Annotated in this window: 14 protein-coding genes; 10 read left to right on the top strand and 4 right to left on the bottom strand. The window is 45.9% G+C overall.

Annotation, left to right across the window (positions count from 1 at the left end):
• Nucleotides 1-345: 345 nt before the first annotated feature.
• The 3 genes from SPSPH_RS16955 to SPSPH_RS16945 all read right to left on the bottom strand — a co-directional run bounded on the left by SPSPH_RS16955 (nucleotide 346) and on the right by SPSPH_RS16945 (nucleotide 4,078).
• The gene (locus tag SPSPH_RS16955; protein WP_075757069.1) at nucleotides 346-1,674 is read right to left on the bottom strand and encodes an MFS transporter; all 1,329 of its coding nucleotides are present in this window, start codon (nucleotides 1,672-1,674) and stop codon (nucleotides 346-348) included.
• Between the two features lie 35 nt (nucleotides 1,675-1,709).
• Nucleotides 1,710-2,975, bottom strand: a complete 1,266-nt coding sequence (locus SPSPH_RS16950; RefSeq protein WP_075757070.1) for a lactate racemase domain-containing protein — start codon at nucleotides 2,973-2,975, stop codon at nucleotides 1,710-1,712.
• Nucleotides 2,976-3,385: 410 nt separating this feature from the next.
• The gene (locus SPSPH_RS16945) at nucleotides 3,386-4,078 is read right to left on the bottom strand and encodes a Crp/Fnr family transcriptional regulator (RefSeq protein WP_075757071.1); all 693 of its coding nucleotides are present in this window, start codon (nucleotides 4,076-4,078) and stop codon (nucleotides 3,386-3,388) included.
• Nucleotides 4,079-4,295: 217 nt separating this feature from the next.
• Here SPSPH_RS16945 and SPSPH_RS16940 point away from each other — a divergent pair, with 217 nt between their 5' ends.
• The 9 genes from SPSPH_RS16940 to SPSPH_RS16900 all read left to right on the top strand — a co-directional run bounded on the left by SPSPH_RS16940 (nucleotide 4,296) and on the right by SPSPH_RS16900 (nucleotide 13,640).
• Nucleotides 4,296-4,538, top strand: coding sequence for a hypothetical protein (locus tag SPSPH_RS16940; protein WP_158027102.1), 243 nt, complete (start codon nucleotides 4,296-4,298; stop codon nucleotides 4,536-4,538).
• A gap of 28 nt (nucleotides 4,539-4,566) precedes the next feature.
• A complete protein-coding gene (locus SPSPH_RS16935) occupies nucleotides 4,567-5,316 on the top strand; it encodes a transposase (RefSeq protein ID WP_075757072.1) in 750 nt (249 codons plus the stop codon).
• Nucleotides 5,317-5,365: 49 nt separating this feature from the next.
• Nucleotides 5,366-5,701, top strand: coding sequence for an MmcQ/YjbR family DNA-binding protein (locus SPSPH_RS16930; protein ID WP_075757073.1), 336 nt, complete (start codon nucleotides 5,366-5,368; stop codon nucleotides 5,699-5,701).
• A 17-nt stretch (nucleotides 5,702-5,718) separates the two neighbouring features.
• Complete coding sequence (locus tag SPSPH_RS16925; RefSeq protein ID WP_075757074.1) at nucleotides 5,719-6,561, top strand: flavodoxin family protein; 843 nt, start codon at nucleotides 5,719-5,721, stop codon at nucleotides 6,559-6,561.
• Nucleotides 6,562-6,785: 224 nt separating this feature from the next.
• Nucleotides 6,786-7,472, top strand: a complete 687-nt coding sequence (locus tag SPSPH_RS16920) for a CAP domain-containing protein (RefSeq protein WP_075757075.1) — start codon at nucleotides 6,786-6,788, stop codon at nucleotides 7,470-7,472.
• Nucleotides 7,473-7,622: 150 nt separating this feature from the next.
• The gene (locus tag SPSPH_RS16915) at nucleotides 7,623-8,393 is read left to right on the top strand and encodes a histidinol phosphate phosphatase (RefSeq protein WP_075757076.1); all 771 of its coding nucleotides are present in this window, start codon (nucleotides 7,623-7,625) and stop codon (nucleotides 8,391-8,393) included.
• A gap of 4 nt (nucleotides 8,394-8,397) precedes the next feature.
• The gene (locus SPSPH_RS16910) at nucleotides 8,398-8,808 is read left to right on the top strand and encodes a VOC family protein (RefSeq protein ID WP_075757077.1); all 411 of its coding nucleotides are present in this window, start codon (nucleotides 8,398-8,400) and stop codon (nucleotides 8,806-8,808) included.
• A 278-nt stretch (nucleotides 8,809-9,086) separates the two neighbouring features.
• Nucleotides 9,087-10,406, top strand: a complete 1,320-nt coding sequence (locus SPSPH_RS16905) for an amino acid permease (RefSeq protein ID WP_109298261.1) — start codon at nucleotides 9,087-9,089, stop codon at nucleotides 10,404-10,406.
• 300 nt (nucleotides 10,407-10,706) lie between these two features.
• A complete protein-coding gene (locus tag SPSPH_RS16900; RefSeq protein ID WP_075757078.1) occupies nucleotides 10,707-13,640 on the top strand; it encodes an insulinase family protein in 2,934 nt (977 codons plus the stop codon).
• Nucleotides 13,641-13,925: 285 nt separating this feature from the next.
• On the opposite strand, the gene SPSPH_RS16895 is transcribed toward SPSPH_RS16900, so the two are convergent.
• Nucleotides 13,926-14,216 carry a hypothetical protein gene (locus tag SPSPH_RS16895; protein ID WP_083945656.1) on the bottom strand — a complete coding sequence of 97 codons (291 nt, stop codon included), beginning with the start codon at nucleotides 14,214-14,216 and terminating at the stop codon, nucleotides 13,926-13,928.
• A gap of 183 nt (nucleotides 14,217-14,399) precedes the next feature.
• Here SPSPH_RS16895 and SPSPH_RS16890 point away from each other — a divergent pair, with 183 nt between their 5' ends.
• Nucleotides 14,400-16,136, top strand: coding sequence for a hypothetical protein (locus SPSPH_RS16890; protein ID WP_075757079.1), 1,737 nt, complete (start codon nucleotides 14,400-14,402; stop codon nucleotides 16,134-16,136).
• Nucleotides 16,137-16,144 lie beyond the last annotated feature (8 nt).

Below are 16,144 nucleotides of genomic sequence, written 5' to 3'. Positions count from 1 at the left end.
TGCACTTTTCACACAGTCTGACAGGTCCCTTGTCCCACAAAGGAGAGATGGCATCAACCTGATCGGTGCGCTCACCATGGCAGGGAAAACACCACTTTTACTGCCGGACGAATATTGCCACCAATGCCGTAAAATAGAACAAGGGGACTAGTAATCCATATTTGTTTGAGCTGTGAAACACAAGAAGAAATCCCCTACCAAGTGGTAAGGGACTTTGATAAGCAGGATGTTACCAGGGATTTAAGCTACCGATACAGTTTCGGTGTGAGGCCTGTGGCAGGATAAGGGCAACAGCGGTTTCTTTATTGCCAAGTCTAAAAAGCATATTAAAGTTTCGCAGCAGTTTTAGCTATCAGCCTTTATATTACCGGTTTGCGTTCTAAGCGCCACTTCTTTTGCAGGAATAGCTAAAACAGATATTGTTGCAAATAAGGCAAAAGCTGCCAGCACATACATTCCGGCCGATGTTGAGCCGGTCATATCTTTTAGATAACCTACAGCATACGGCCCGAAAAAGCCGCCGAGATTGCCAACGGAATTAATAATACCGATACCTACTGCCGCCGTTCCCTCACTTAGAAAAGAACTGGGTAAAGTCCAATAAGTACCAACAAAACTATATATGCCTGCAGTACTAATGCAAATGAACAACATTGACAGCCACAAATCTTTTGTCATAGTTAACGCGATCAAGCTGAAAAAACTGAAAAGAATAGGAATGCCGATGTGATAGCGCCGTTCTAATGTTTTGTCTGAATGTCTGGCAACAAGTATCATGGCAATGACACCAACTATATACGGCAAGGTCGAAATAAGGCCAATTTGAAAATTGGTAAGTGTTTGCGATAAAGCACGCAGGATTTGGGGCACCCACATTCCCAGACCATATAGTGCCATGATGTAGCAAAGATAAGGAATACACATGTACCAGACGCGCGGTTGAGAAAACACGGCCCATTTTGAAACCTGCAGCTTTTTATTTTTTGCTTCATGCTCCTGATGAAGTTCTGCTATCAGCCAAGCTTTTTCTTCCGGTGTTAAAAATTTAGCTTGTTCAGGTCTGTCCGTTAAGACGAAAAAAGTGGTTATTCCCAAAATAACTGCCGGTATACCCTCGATAATAAACATCCAGCGCCAGCCTGACATACCAAACCAGGTGACATTGTCCATGATCCAGGTGGAAAGCGGCCCGGTCAGAATGTTGGAAATGGCCATACCGCACATGAATAACGATATTGTCCGTCCTAAATGTTTAGCCGGAAACCATAGCGTCAAATACAAGATCATACAAGGATAAAAACCCGCTTCCGCCACACCAAGTAAAAAGCGCCAAATGGCTAAATGTGTTACCGTCTCGGAAAAACCGGTACCTATCGTTACGATTCCCCAGGTGACCAGTATCCGGGTAATCCAGACTCGGGCACCCACTTTATGCATGATCACGTTGCTGGGTACTTCGAAAAAGAAATAGGATATAAAGAAAATCCCGGCAATAATCCCAAAAGCACTTGCACTTATACCAAGTTCTTTGTTCATCTGCAGTGCTCCAAAACTGATGCACAGCCGGTCCATCATAGATACCACATACAGCAGCATAATATAAGGTACTATTCTCCAGCGCAGTTTAGTCATCAGCTTGTTCTGCATTTCTTCGGTAAACACGGTGTTAGTCATAATTGCCTCCTTTATAATTTAAACTTATTCCAAGGCTATAGCAGGTTGCCTTTAGAATCAAAATTCATTTCCACTGGGTACCCTAATATCTCCAGGCTAGCTTTCTGTTCCGCTTCGGTTAACAGTGTTTCTGAAATCTCCATCTCGCTGATTTCCAAAGTGTTTTTTATTCTAATTACCTTATGCTGCCCCGGTTCAACACAAACGCAGGTCTGTATTGCTGCCGCAATCGCTTCCCTGTCACTTTCCAGTGTCATTGGTATTTTGACCGTTGCCAACACAATTTTCGATGTAAAGGCATTCATATAGCCTTTTTTATAGTCAATTTTTGCAACCAGCTTACGGGTGGTTATGTCTGCCATACCGACACCTAACGCATTGCCTTCCGTTTCCGGCGTAAGGTCCAGCGCCACAAGCCGCTGATAGGCCAGATCCTCTTTTATGTCAACAGCATAGCGTCCGGTAATATTGGGATCCATGCCGTCACCACTGATGTTTTTGCCCAATTGATCAACAATTAACACATCAAAATTAGTAAAAGGGATCTTAGGCATTAGCTCAAATGCTTTTTGTAAAAGTGCAGGCTCTCTTTTTTCAATTAGCTGTTGAGGTATGGCTTCAAGCATAGCCACCTGTTCCTGCGCGTTTTCAACAATAGCCAGCCCAAATAAAACCGGCAATTTGCGGCAAACCTGCTGATAGGCTTCATGCAGTAACGGGCCAAAACCATTTACACTAAACCTGGAATGCAATGCACTGGCACCACGCTGCTTACCGGCGCCAATGGTAAGCATTTTTATGACGCCGCTTTCATGGTGATAACGAAATGCTGTGTGGGGTTTAACTCTGGCAATAGGAATGATCCCATCGGCACCAGCGGCATTACGATCGAAATAAACCGGTAAGCCGGAACCTGTTCGTCCAAGTTCAACCGTATCCATAGAAGATATAATCGGGGCACCGGCTTTCTCCTCCGTAATACCCAAACTCTGCAATACTTCGACTTGTCCTTCGGCTGTTGCTCCTCCGTGGCTTCCCATGGCCGGAACAATAAAAGGCTCTGCGCCATGCCTTTTCAATTCGCTAATGGTAATTGCCACTATATCATCAATCTTCGCAATTCCACGACTACCCACCAGCACCGCAATGCGGGCACCCGGTTTAATGAGTTGAGCAATCTCTTTTCCAGTTAGTTGCTCACTTACAGCAGCCTGCAAATTAGTAATAGGTTCAGTTGAGAATTTTTGTCGTACTTTAACCATTCTTGGTAAAGATATATCGGTTAAAAATTTTTCTAACATGAATCCGCCTCCGGTTCTTTTTTTTACCTCCCCAATTTAGTTACTGTTCTGATAAAGAATCGCGATTCATTGAACAAGTAGTTCTGGGTAAGAATACTGCAATGTATACAATACCTAATTGTCTGACTTGCTAATAATAGCACTCTATTCGAAATATTTCCGTTATTTGCCTGACACCTTAGTGCTTATCAGATACCAATATAATGTCAAGTAGGTGACATTTCTTAGAAAATGTCCAGTGGCACAACCTTGGCGCAAAGAAGAGGAACCCATAAATTTCGTTCCATAAAAATATGCTCCTTTTTGTAGTAGACCAGTTTATCCTGGCTACTGCAAAGAGGAGCATGATAGTTTGTACCCTTTTTACTGTTTTTAAAGCGGCTTATTACAGTTCAACTTGCAGCACATATTTATATTTCCCCTACGGATTTTGCTCTCAGTTTATCCGGATAAATTGCCTGTATCTGCCTGCCTTTCATTTCTATAAATCCCAGTTTTTTAAAGGAATTTATAATGCGGCTTGCCGACTGCCGGGTAGTACTGATAATGGCTGCAAGCTCTTCCTGCGTTAATTTGATTGATACCTTTACTTTATCATTCTTTTTGCTGCTGGATTTCTCTGCCAGATTGAGGAGAGTAATGGCCAGCCTCCCCGGTGCCTGTTTGCAAACATAATTGAGCATAGTTGTATTTGCCTGCTGGAGGCGGTATGCCGTTAAACTCAAAAACTTACGAAGGATGTTTGGATATTTATCCAAAATAATATACAAATTTTTGAGTTCAATAGCATAGACCTCGACCTCTGCTAACGCTTGCGCAAAGCATTGCCATGGGCTCCGGCAAAATGCTTCGGAAATACCGATAAATTCACCCTTGCTTCTAAGCCCTACGGAAACCCGCTTGCCTTCGTCTGTCATGCTATAAATATTGACCCATCCTTTGTTAATATAATATATTTCATTGCAGACCGCCCCTGCGTAAAAAATGATCTGGTTTTTTGGAAACTTCCGTAAATGACCATTCTTCAATATCAGGGTTAACTCTTCTGAAGTCCAAGATAGTTCCATATCCTCACCGCTTTTCCCGTGTTTATTACCACTCAATAACCGGAAAAATCTCCTTTTATTTATTCGCTAGCCCGGCGGTAAAAAATGTCCCATAGAGTCAAAAAATAACCTGCCTTGAGGCGTACCCCGGTTATCCATAAATGCTATCAGCTTTTATGGATAATTATATTAAAAGAGTTAAAGATCCATCTTAAAACTCCTTCAGAATATTTTTTATATTAATACTAATTTTTTAACCTTCAATTTATGATTTATGGACAAGGACAAAAGGGACAAGACAAAAAGAAGACAAAAAAGAAGACAAAAAAGAAGACAAAAAAGAAGACAAAAAAGAAAACAAAAAAGAAGACAAAAAAGAAAACAAAAAAGAAAACAAAAAAGAAAACAAAAAAGAAAACAAAAAAGAAAACAAAAAAGAAAACAAAAAAGAAAAGACAAAAGGGGACGTTCCTTTTTTGTCCTACATATGATAATATATAAAGGACAAATACAATAGGACTCTTTTAGAGGAAGGGGAGAAATGAGTGAGCAGACAAGCAAGAAAAATAAGCGTTACAGGCTTTTATCACATTGTTTTTCGTGGCATAAACCGATTGCATTTATTTGAAGAAGATAGTGATTTTATATATTTTCTTAACAACTTGCAGCACTTAAAGCACGAAATGCAATTTGAAATACATGCCTATTGCTTGATGAGCAATCATGTCCATATGTTAATAAAGGAAAGAGCGCCGGGCGATATTTCTTTAATTATGAAACGACTTTTGACAAAATATGCAATGTACTTTAATCGGAAATATGATCGCAGCGGAGCATTAATAAGTAGCCGATATAAAAGTGTGCCAGTAGAGATCGATGAATACTTTATTCCATTGCTATGTTACATACACCAGAACCCAATAAGAGCCGGGATTGTTTCGATAGCGGAAGAATATCGGTTTAGTAGCTATAGAGAATATTTGTATGGAGGAAATCTAACAGATACTGAATTTTCCTTGGGTCTATTGGGGAGAGATGAGTGGTTTAAACTACATCAGATTATTACGAAACATGATTTCGATGTAACCGGCAGGACAAATATACGTGAAGAAGAAATTCGACGAAGAATAATGCAGTATACAGGCGGGCGGGAAATTCACGAAATAGTAAGCTGGCCTAAAATAGAACGAGATTACGTAATTCGTCAGTTAAAAGAAAAAGAAGGTTTATCTATTCGTCAAATTGAGCGGGCAACAGGAATATCACGCGGCGTAATAGCAAAAGTTGTCAAATAGGGAACGTCCCCTAGTGTCCTGTGATGGGTAGGTTTACTGAGGAGAAACTATGACACGCAAACAGCTAATTTCTTTGTGTTTAAAACTCAATAACGTTTATGAAGATTATCCTTTTAATAAAAGGCAGTCTAATTTATTGTGGACTACGATAAGACATAAACAAAATAAAAAAATATTTGCTCTAATTTTTGAGCGTGATGATAAATTATATATTAATTTGAAGTGTGAGCCTCAATACGTAGATGAGATAAGAGAACTAAAGGCAGATGTTTTTCCTGGCTTTCACATGAACAAACGGCATTGGAATACCGTAATGGTTAATGGTGATGTGTCTGAGAAAGAGTTAACTAAAATGATTGAACATAGTTATAGATTGACACTTTGAAAGGAATGAAATTTTCTATGAAAGTAGTAGGCTTAGTAGCATCGCCCAGAAAATTGGGTAATTCCGAAATATTAACAAAAGAAATGCTGGCTTCATTACCGGATGAAGTGGAAAAAGTCATGATACGGCTGACTGATCTTGATATTAGGCAGTGCAATGCCTGCTACGCCTGTTTGCCGGAAGACAGGCAATGTGTCATTAATGATGATTTTGCCTTTTTACTGGAACATATCAGGCAGGCGGATGCTGTTATCATTGCCACACCTTGTTACTTTTTAGGCACTCATACTACGCTGAAGCTTATTGGCGACAGGTTGATTTCCCTTTTGCAGCAGGCTAAAGAATTTGCCGGCAAGAAATGCGTTGTCGCCGTATCTTATGGGATTGACGGCTGGGAGGGATATGCCCGCGAGGCCGCAGTCAATACCGCCCGGTTCTTTCATTTGGATGTAGTCGGGACAATGCTGGTTCAGGCGGCAAGCCCGGGAGAGGTTGTAAAACCGGAAATACTTGATCAAGCCCGCAGTCTGGCAGCAATGCTCATTAGCGATGGGCAGCAGGCAACCAACCTGCCTGTGCATGCATGTCCGTTATGCGGCAATACGCTGCTTCAGCTTGCGCCTAGCGGGAAGGTAATATGTCGGATGTGCGGGGCAGATGGTCAAATTGAAGTGATCGCAGGGGAAGTTAAGGTGCATTTTGCTACCCCCAGACATCCACGGTTTTCTCCCGCAGGGATGACAGAGCATGGCAGGCTTTTGGAGGCCGTAAAAGACCAATATATAGCTGAACGCCAGGAACTGAACAAATTGAGAAAACCTTATCAGCAGTATAACTGGTGGGTTGAGGCCAAAGCATAGTATCAGGGGGGACGGGGTTACCGACAACAATCGCAAAGGCATGTAGTGTCACTAACCCTGTCATTACAGGAATTGGTTATGCCCTATCAGCCCAATAAATCCGGTAGTTAGTAGACCTGACAGAATCTGGCGTGCCGTTATTTGAAGGATTATTTTAAGTAAGCACGAATTATTATTAGCAGAATCCGACTCAAATAATTTCTTTTATTAGAAAGGTGATCTTTTTGTTAAGAAAGTCCATTAGAAGCAAATTTATACACAGTTTTGTTGCCTTTTCGCTGTTTACCACATCCTTCGGCGGTGTTTTCGCTCTCCCTGCCTTCGCTGAGAGTTCTGAAGCTACGATAGCGGAAGAAACAGTCAAAGATAACTCTACTACCAATAACATACTGGCGGGTATAGCGGTAATTGGCTTGATCAGTGTTCTGAGTAATCGTGGCGATTCCTCTGACAACAGCTCTGCCCCAAAAACATCAACTAAACCTTCTGATTCAACTTCTAACTCCACATCGTCGAATGGTACAATTTCCACTTCTGAAGAAGCACAAGCTTTTAGTCTCTTGAATCAGGACCGTGCGGCCAATGGCTTGACTGCACTCAAATCCAATGCCCAGTTGACCAAACTGGCCGAAGACTATGCTCAGGATATGATTAAACGCGGCTATTTTTCCCATTATAACCCGGAAGGTCTGTCTCCGTTTCAACGAATGAATAACGCGGGTATCACCTACAAAACCGCGGGCGAAAACCTGGCGATTAATACCAGTGTTGCTGCTGCGGAAAAAGCTTTCATGAACAGTTCGGGCCACCGTGCCAATATTCTTAACTCCACTTATACCGATGTAGGTGTTGGTGTAGTACGCAGCCCGGGCGGTTCGGTATATGTCGTACAAGAGTTTATTAGCAAATAACGTAAAAGAACACAAACTTTATATTTCAGGATAGATTCTTTCAGAAAAGGTACTCTGCGTTTGGCGCAGAGTACCTTTTCCGTTTGTAGTTTAGGTGTTTTTGTATTAGAATGATACTATACGCCATTTTATTGTTAGGAGGCTGTACCTTTGCTATTTGATACTCACATTCACACTCGTTATTCTGTCGACTCTAATATGGCTGTCGAGGCGGCTGTCAGCCAGGCTGCCCAATTAGGGTTGGGGATTATTATCACAGAGCATACGGATTTGGCTTTTCCTGAGCCTGATACCGTTACTTTTGATGTTGGCCGGTATTTTCAGGAGTATGATCCATATCACAGTGACAAGGTGCTTCTGGGAATTGAAATAGGCATGGGGCTGGAATGTGTGGAGGAAAACCGGCGCATTATTGTTAATCATCCTTTTGACTATGTTATTGGCTCCATTCATTCGGTTGACAATATGGACATCTATCTGGAAGCGTATTACCATTCACGCACAAAACGTGATACCTATGAGCAGTATTTTACCTGGATGCTAAAATGTCTCAAAACTCATGATTTTATTGACAGTCTGGGGCATATTGATTACATAGCCCGTTATGCGCGCTATCAAGACCCGGAGATATATTATCACGAATTTGGCGACTGGATTGATGAAATACTAAAAACCCTGGCACAAAACGGCAAAGCGCTGGAAATTAATACCCGCCGGCTGACAAGCCCGGCAGCGATAGATATCGTACGGCCGATTTACCAGCGGTTCTACGAACTGGGCGGACAGTTTGTCACCATTGGTTCGGATGCTCACAAACAGCAGGATATCGGTGCCAGGCTGGAGGCCGGCTATGCCTTGGCAGAGGCGTGCAAGCTCAAGGTAGTTTATTTTAAACAACGCAAACCGGAAACGGGGAGGTAATGATATGAAAATAAAGCGGTTTGATACCACGATTAGTACAGATAAACTGATTGAATCCAGGGATTTTTATATGAAGCATTTTGGCTTTCAACTGGTGTATGAGAGTGACTGGTATATTGAACTGCTTGCCCCCGGCATGGCGGCAGGCATTAGCTTTACGAAACCGCAACGGGATGCCGGCGATTTTTTTCATGGAACCGGTATTATTGTTTCGCTGGAAGTCGAGGATGTTGATGATGAGTACCGGCGGCTGAAAGAGTCCGGTGTTGAAATTTTCCAGGAGCTGCAGGATAAGCCCTGGGGTGAACGCAGCTTTGTCGTCAATGACCCGACTGGTGTTCATGTTTATATTTACAAATCCATTCCACCGACACCTGAGTATCAAGTGGTATATGAATCTTTTAAAAAAGCGTAAGCAGAAAATCAGACATGTTTCGCTATGAAACATGTCTATTTTTTTAAAAAGCCATTGTCAGGAAAAATGATTATGTTATAATCATCTCATTGGCATTTTTTGCCCTAACAGAAAGCACGACTTTCTTAAAAGCAGGATAAGGGCAACATCGACTTCCACCGTCGCCGACGGCTCGGTGCAAGCCGTGTTTTCTTTACACTTAACTGGAGGAATGATACTTGGAAGAACTGGGGACCGGAAGACAATTACAGCGTGGACTCAAAAACCGCCATCTGCAGATGATTGCCCTGGGGGGAATTATTGGCAGTGGCTATTTTTTGGGCAGTGGCTATGTGATCGGCAAAGCCGGTCCGGCATCTGTGCTGGCCTATCTGTTAGGCGGCTTAATTGTTTATGCAGTTATGGTATGTTTGGGTGAGCTGGCTGTAGCCCGGCCCATTTCCGGTTCGTTTATCAGTTACACCCGTGACTATATATCACCGGCCTGGGCGTGCGGTGTCGGCTGGTGCTACTGGCTGACCTGGGTAACCTATGTTCCCTCGGAAATGATTGCCGCCGGCATCATTATGAACGGCTTTTTTCCCACTGTAAGCGCTATGTGGTGGGCGGTACTGTTTGGTCTGGCGATAACGGTTATAAATTTGTCCAGGGTCAGTCTGTTTGGCGAATTGGAGTTCTGGCTGGCGCTGATTAAGATTGCTGCACTGATTATGTTTTGTGGTTTAGCTATCATGATTTTCTTCGGTGCACTCGGCGCCGGCGGGTTTCTCGGCACCAGTGTCCTCTTATCCAGCGGCGGTTTTGCCCCTGATGGTTATTGGGTGGTGCTGCTGACAATGGTGATTATTCTGGTCAACTTCCAGGGGTCGGAAATTATCGGTCTGGCGGCTGCCGAAAGCCAGGAACCGGCTAAGACCATTCCGGCTACCGTCAGACAGGTCACTGTGCGGATTATCGCCTTGTACATTATTCCGATGCTGCTTTTGGTAACTATTTTTCCCTGGGATAAAGCCAGTCTGGAAAACAGTGTGTTTGCGGCAGCGTTGAGTTCCTATGGACTGGAGTGGGCGGGGGCTATTTTTTCTTTTGTGGTCCTGACTGCTGCCATTTCCTGTTCTAATTCCGGCCTGTACGGCTGCACCCGCGCCATGTATGCACTGGCACAGGAGGGGATGGCTCCCGCTTGGCTGGGACGGCTGAACCGTCAGGGTGTACCGCAAAATGCGACGGCATTATCTATCGGTGTGTGTTGGCTGGGGGTTGTGTTATACACTTTTGATCAGCAGCAAAGTATCTATACCTATCTGCTGGCACTGTCCGGTTTTACCGGTGCCATTGCCTGGATATCCATCTGCTGGAGTCAGTATAACTTCCGCAAGCAGCTTAGCCCGGATGAAGTGAAGGCACTGAAATATAAAGCACCGCTGTTCCCTTATGTTACCCAGTTGGGCATTTGGGTCCAGATTGCATGTCTGGTTTTTGTTGCGTTTACCGAGGAACTGAGAATTTCTTTGTATTTCGGTGTGCCGCTGCTGATTTTGCCGATTGTCATTTACCGGTGGTCGGCTATGCGCAAGCAGCAGGTTACAGATCATTAGTGTCTTATAAATACATGGTGTACAGGCTGTTTAGCAGCCGTAAGGTACCAGACAAGCAAAGGCTCTGCGAGTATATCGCGGAGCCTTTGCCGTACTATCGGGCGGAAAGCAAGTATGTTTTTGCAACAGAATATTTATTGAGTCATAATTAAATCCAGCCAAGCGGGAGAATCTATAAGTAGATTCACTTGTTCGATTTTGCAGGAAAACCGTTCCATATTGCCGAAAAGCAAAATATTGACTTATTAGCAAAGTAGTTCATAGGATAAGTAAAGAAAATAGTAAAAGCGAGGTAAAGCTATGTCCTTTAAGACAGGTCAAAACTACCATGGGTTTAAGCTGGTGGATGCCAGGCGTGTGGCTGAGATTAATTCAGATGCCAAGCTGTTTGTTCATGAGCAAAGCGGCGCACGCTTGCTATATTTAGGCAATGACGACGACAATAAAGTATTTTCGGTCAGCTTCCGCACCCCGCCGGCGGATTCAACCGGTGTGCCGCATATTGTCGAGCATTCGGTACTCTGCGGTTCGCGCAAATTTCCGATAAAAGAGCCGTTTGTTGAACTGGTAAAAGGCTCGCTCAATACCTTCCTAAATGCCATGACTTTTCCCGATAAGACGATGTATCCGGTTGCCAGCCGCAATGAGAAGGATTTTCGCAATCTGATGGATGTGTATCTGGATGCCGTGTTTTATCCCCTGATGCTGGAAACTCCGGAAATTCTCATGCAGGAAGGCTGGCATTACGAATTGCCGGATAAAGCGGCTGAGCTCACCTATAAGGGTGTTGTGTACAATGAAATGAAAGGCGTATTTTCTTCGCCTGACGCTATTTTAGAGCATCAGATTTATGCCGCCCTGTTCCCTGACACTACCTATGGCGTGGAATCAGGCGGCGATCCGGAATACATACCCGACCTGACGCAGGAACAGTTCATTGCTTTTCACCAGAAATACTACCATCCCGCCAATAGCTATATTTTCCTCTATGGCGACCTTGACCTGGATGACAATTTGAAGTTTTTGAATGAGGCGTATCTCAAAGACTTTGAAGCTAAGAAAATTGACTCGGCGATACCGCTGCAAAAGCCGTTTGCCAAAACGGTGGTCAAAGTGGCCGACTATCCGGTATCACCGGAAGAATCGAAAAAAGATAAGACCTTCATCACCCTGAATATTGCCGCAGGCAAAGCCACCGAGCCGGAAGGCTATCTGGGTCTGATGATGTTGGAACACATTCTGCTGGAGACACCGGCGGCACCGCTCAGAAAAGCGCTGCTGGACGCCGGCCTGGGCAAAGAAGTGTTCGGCAGTTACAGTAAGAGCATTTTGCAGCCTACGATGACGTTTGGCGTAAGCGGCGCCAATCCTGAACAGGTAACCGCATTTCAGGAAACCGTGCAGTCGACGTTGGCAAAGCTGGCTAATGAAGGCTTAGACCCCAAACTGGTGGAATCCTCGGTAAATATCTTTGAATTCCATCTGCGGGAAGCTAATTACGGCAACCGGCCCAAAGGTCTGGTTTACAATATGAAATGTCTGGACAGCTGGCTGTATGATCAGGACCCGCTGATCCATCTGGCATATGAAGCGTCACTGGATAAAATTAAACGGGAAGCTAAAAATGGTTATTTTGAGCAGTTAATCAAACGCTGCCTTTTAGACAATTCTCATCAAGCGCTGGTAGCTTTACAGCCCAATGGCGAGATCGGAGCCCGGCAGGCCGCCGAGCTTAAGGAAAAACTGGCCGCTTATAAAGAAGGCCTGAGTGAGGCCGAAATCAAGCAGCTTATTCACCAGACCAAAGTGCTTAAAGAGCGCCAGGAAACGCCGGATGCGCCGGAAAAGCTGGAGCTTATTCCGCTGCTGGAATTAAAGGATATTAATAAGCAAGTAGAAGAACTGGTAACCGAAAAGCGCACAGAACAAGACGTCACCGTGCTGCTGCATCCTATGTTTACCAACAAGATTGCGTATGTCAATCTATACTTTTCTACCGGGGCGGTAGCTGAAGCCGAACTGCCGTATTTATTCCTGCTGGCCGATATTCTGGGGAAAGTGGATACCGGGAAATACCCCTATGCTGATCTGGTCAAGGAGGTAAATATCCATACCGGCGGTTTCAACTATGATGTGCTTGCTTATCCGGGGGTTGCCGATTATGAGAGCTATGCGCCCATGTTCCGGGTGAAGGCCAAGGCACTTGTCGGCAAGCTGCCGGAAATGTTTGGTCTTATCGGCGACATAACCGGCGACAGCCTGTTTACCGATGCGGGACGGCTGAAAGAACTGATCCGTGAGATCAAGGCTGTCTGGGATACCGCCATCTTCCGGCGTGGTCAGCAGGTGGTAGCCAGCCGGCTGTTATCCTATGTATCGCCGGTCGCTAAGTTTAATGAAAACGGCCAGCTGACCTATTACAAATTTATTGCTGCGCTGGAAGAAGACCTTGACAGCAACATACAAGAGATCGGACGTACACTGGCGGCTGTGGCTGAGACGGTGTTCAACCGCGACAATCTGCTGGCAGGAATCACTTGCGAGAGTGAAGACTATAAGAAATTTGCCCAGAGCTTTCCGGTGCTCACCGGCAAACTGGGAACAAAGCCGTATAAACCGGCCAAACATTATTTCGATATTCAGGCCCGCAACGAAGGCCTCATGACTTCAGGCAAGGTGCAATATGTCGCTAAGGGTGCCAACTTCCGCCGTCTGGGATATAATTATCATGGCAGTATGAAAGTGCTGGAAACTATTTTGCGCTATGATTATCTTTGGAACCGTATCCGGGTGCAGGGCGGTGCTTACGGTGCGTTTGCCCAGTTTGACCGCAGCGGCAATGTGGTATTTGGTTCTTACCGCGATCCTAACCTGGAGGAAACCATCAAAGTATATGATGAGACGGCACGGTATCTCAATAACTTTACTGCCGAAAATATCAGCAAACGGGAAATGACCAAATACATTATCGGTACAATAAGCAGCATGGATACCCCGCTGACACCGCAAATGAAGGGGGAGCGCGCCGATACGGCCTATATCCGCAATATCAGCCAGGCCGATTTACAGCAGGAACGGGATGAAATATTGGCAACAAAGCAGCAGGATATTAAGGAATTGGCTGCTCTTGTGGACGATGTTATGAAGGCAAACTACCTGTGCGTTATGGGCGGTGAACAGAAAATCAAAGCCAGCCAGGCGCTGTTTGGCGAATTGGTTACGGTTATCGATTAATTTGCCTGACTCCCGGCTGTTGCCAACGGGAAGCAAAAGTTCATTTCCTGCTTTGCAGGCTTGACAACAGGATGGGCATTATAACAGAGATTGCCACAGACAACAGCCGCAATGACTTGGGGATGTACTTATTTCGCAGGTCATTGCGTGTGGTGTGGCAATCTCATTTTGTATCAACACAAGATTCGGTACAGGCGGCCGTCATCCAATGCTGCGCCGCTGGCGCTCAACCTCCGCTTACGCACAACGGCTGCCCGCGTCTCAGTGCCGTACAGATGCGTCCTGCTAGTCGGTGGTTAATAGTCCCTGCGCCAGCAAGCTGTCATCGGTTTCCCAGGACTCGACAATTGCTTTTGCGGTGCGGTAATCAAAGCCCATGCCCATTAAATAACACATAAGCGCCAGCTCGGTCATGGCATGACGCGCATTGCTGTTTGTCAACTCGCTTAATCCATGCCGGATAGCAGGCTCAACCTGGATTAAAAAATAACCGGCAGTTAACGACTGCCCGGGAACTAGCTGAAATACCGGTAACTTTGTACAGCGACCGGCTAGCATTTGTTGAAAACTCGGCATGCTGTTGCCTCCCTTGCAGTTTTAGTATAGTTTATGTTTGTAACAGACATTGTGTGTTATGTCAATATTAGAATAATCCTTCCGCTGCACGCCGGACTGTGCCCACCTTCAACTATTGAGTTTGAGATTTTCCAACGATAATACTATATATATATGCCCAGCGTAAGAAAGGTGGTGGCAGCCATGAATATCAATAATGTAACTACTGCCAGCAATGGGACGGCAGTATCGCCAATACAGGAGCAGACTACCACACGTGACTCTGTTCAGGCCAGGCAAAGTGCGGCAGAGCAGACCGCTGCCGCCAGTAAAGCGGTGCTGGTGGCTTTAAAAAGTTTAATGAGTACAGAACTGGATGCTCTTGCGCGAACGATTGCCACCAGGACAACACTTATGAACAAATTGCCGCCGGAGTTTAAGGAACTGGTGCAAAAAATCCTCAACCAGACTCAGGCGGCGCAAACCGCTTTACCGGCGGGGTTAGCCGCCTTGCTGGCCTCCTCCAGGTCGGCAGGCGAAAAACTCAGCCTGCTGGCAGCTATGCTGGAAGAAGCAGCAGGGGCTGATACGGCGAAGACCGCTGAACAGGCTGACGGAAAAAACGCCGGCAAACAGCAGGTTCCGGAAAAATTTATGAATGCTTTGCGTGACAGTAATCCGGATGAACTTAAGGCAGCCGCTAAAATGCTGAAGGAGCTGGCAACTGCCGCGAATCAGGCCGGTAAGCAGGCGGCTCAGGAGCTGCCTGCGAAACCCTCCCAGCCGGGTCAGGCGGCCGCCCGCCAACAGGAACCGCCAACCACGCCACAGCCAGGCCAGGCGGCGGGTAAACAGTCGGACACGCCGGCGCCACAAGCGGGACGATTGCCTGTCATGCAACAGGGGGCGGCAATGCCGCGCCCGGCGGGAGCGCCGGCCGAACCGCCTGCTGCGCCGGTGCCGGCCTCACAGCCGGCAGAGGAGCCGGATGCACCGCTGGCCCGGCCAAACAATAGCACGAATCAGCCGGAAAATAGGCCGGCAACCCAACCGGCAATTCCGCAAAAGCCTAACAGTATGGCCGCGGAAAACAAGAATCCGGCAGCGGCTTTGCCGGCGGCAGATACACCGGAGGTCAATAGTGTTATGAAGCAGCAGCAGGCTCCCGGTGCGGCAGCCCGTTCCGGCGGTGGCACGCCAGAGCAGCCGGAAGCGGCAGTACTTGCCCGTATGCTTGCCGCCCGGCCGGAAATAATGAAAAATATGCCGGCGGAAATCAAAGAATTTATTCAAGTCCTGCTCAAGCAGACTGACGCAAATAAGCCGGTAACTACCAATCTGCCGGAACCTTTGGCTACGCTGTTAAAATCACCGCAGCCGGCAGCCGATAAATTTACCATGCTTGCCCGCATGCTGGCAGAGGCTGCCGGATCGTTCAGGCAGGACGGAGGTTCTGCCCTGCAAACGGCAGTCGGCGGACAACAGGTGCTGGCTGAACTAATCAATGCCTGGCGCAATAAGAATCAGGAAGTACTAAGGGCTGCGGCTAAGGCCATGCGGGAACTGGCTGACACTATGCCCAAACCAGGCGTACTTGCAGAACGCCAAGCCGGTCACAGTGTGCTGTCCTTTACGGTGCCATTATATTTTGGCGACGGACAATCGGTTTATCCGGCTCACATTCATATATATTACCAGGAAGAAGAAGACAAAAAAAAATCCGGTCAGCAGATGACCGAGACGTGGTTGAGAATTTGTCTGGAAACAGAAAATATCGGTATGGTAGAAGCGGCTTTCCGCCTCTATGACGGACAGAACCTGGATGTAAAAGTCAGATTTGACGATAGTGAAGCGGCGGACAGCTTTGTCGACAGTGTTCCCGCGGTAAAAGAGCAACTAGGCCAGCTGCCCTTCCAGTTAGGCGAGTTTTTGGTAAGATAACGGCTGCG

Origin of the sequence: Sporomusa sphaeroides DSM 2875 (assembly GCF_001941975.2) — a bacterium.
In the GTDB taxonomy this organism is placed as follows: Bacteria; Bacillota; Negativicutes; order Sporomusales; family Sporomusaceae; genus Sporomusa; species Sporomusa sphaeroides.
The sequence above is the reverse complement of the archived record's forward strand: the minus strand, read 5'-3'. Positions and strand labels throughout refer to the sequence as shown.

Bases quoted from the DNA above. Each gene is read 5' to 3' on its own strand.
- SPSPH_RS16910 (WP_075757077.1), top strand. From the start codon at position 8,398: ATGAAAATAAAGCGGTTTGATACCACGATTAGTACAGATAAACTGATT.
- SPSPH_RS16940 (WP_158027102.1), top strand. From the start codon at position 4,296: ATGGACAAGGACAAAAGGGACAAGACAAAAAGAAGACAAAAAAGAAGA.
- SPSPH_RS16950 (WP_075757070.1), bottom strand. From the start codon at position 2,975: ATGTTAGAAAAATTTTTAACCGATATATCTTTACCAAGAATGGTTAAA.
- SPSPH_RS16925 (WP_075757074.1), top strand. From the start codon at position 5,719: ATGAAAGTAGTAGGCTTAGTAGCATCGCCCAGAAAATTGGGTAATTCC.
- SPSPH_RS16900 (WP_075757078.1), top strand. From the start codon at position 10,707: ATGTCCTTTAAGACAGGTCAAAACTACCATGGGTTTAAGCTGGTGGAT.
- SPSPH_RS16905 (WP_109298261.1), top strand. From the start codon at position 9,087: ATGATTGCCCTGGGGGGAATTATTGGCAGTGGCTATTTTTTGGGCAGT.
- SPSPH_RS16930 (WP_075757073.1), top strand. From the start codon at position 5,366: ATGACACGCAAACAGCTAATTTCTTTGTGTTTAAAACTCAATAACGTT.
- SPSPH_RS16955 (WP_075757069.1), bottom strand. From the start codon at position 1,674: ATGACTAACACCGTGTTTACCGAAGAAATGCAGAACAAGCTGATGACT.
- SPSPH_RS16890 (WP_075757079.1), top strand. From the start codon at position 14,400: ATGAATATCAATAATGTAACTACTGCCAGCAATGGGACGGCAGTATCG.
- SPSPH_RS16895 (WP_083945656.1), bottom strand. From the start codon at position 14,216: ATGCCGAGTTTTCAACAAATGCTAGCCGGTCGCTGTACAAAGTTACCG.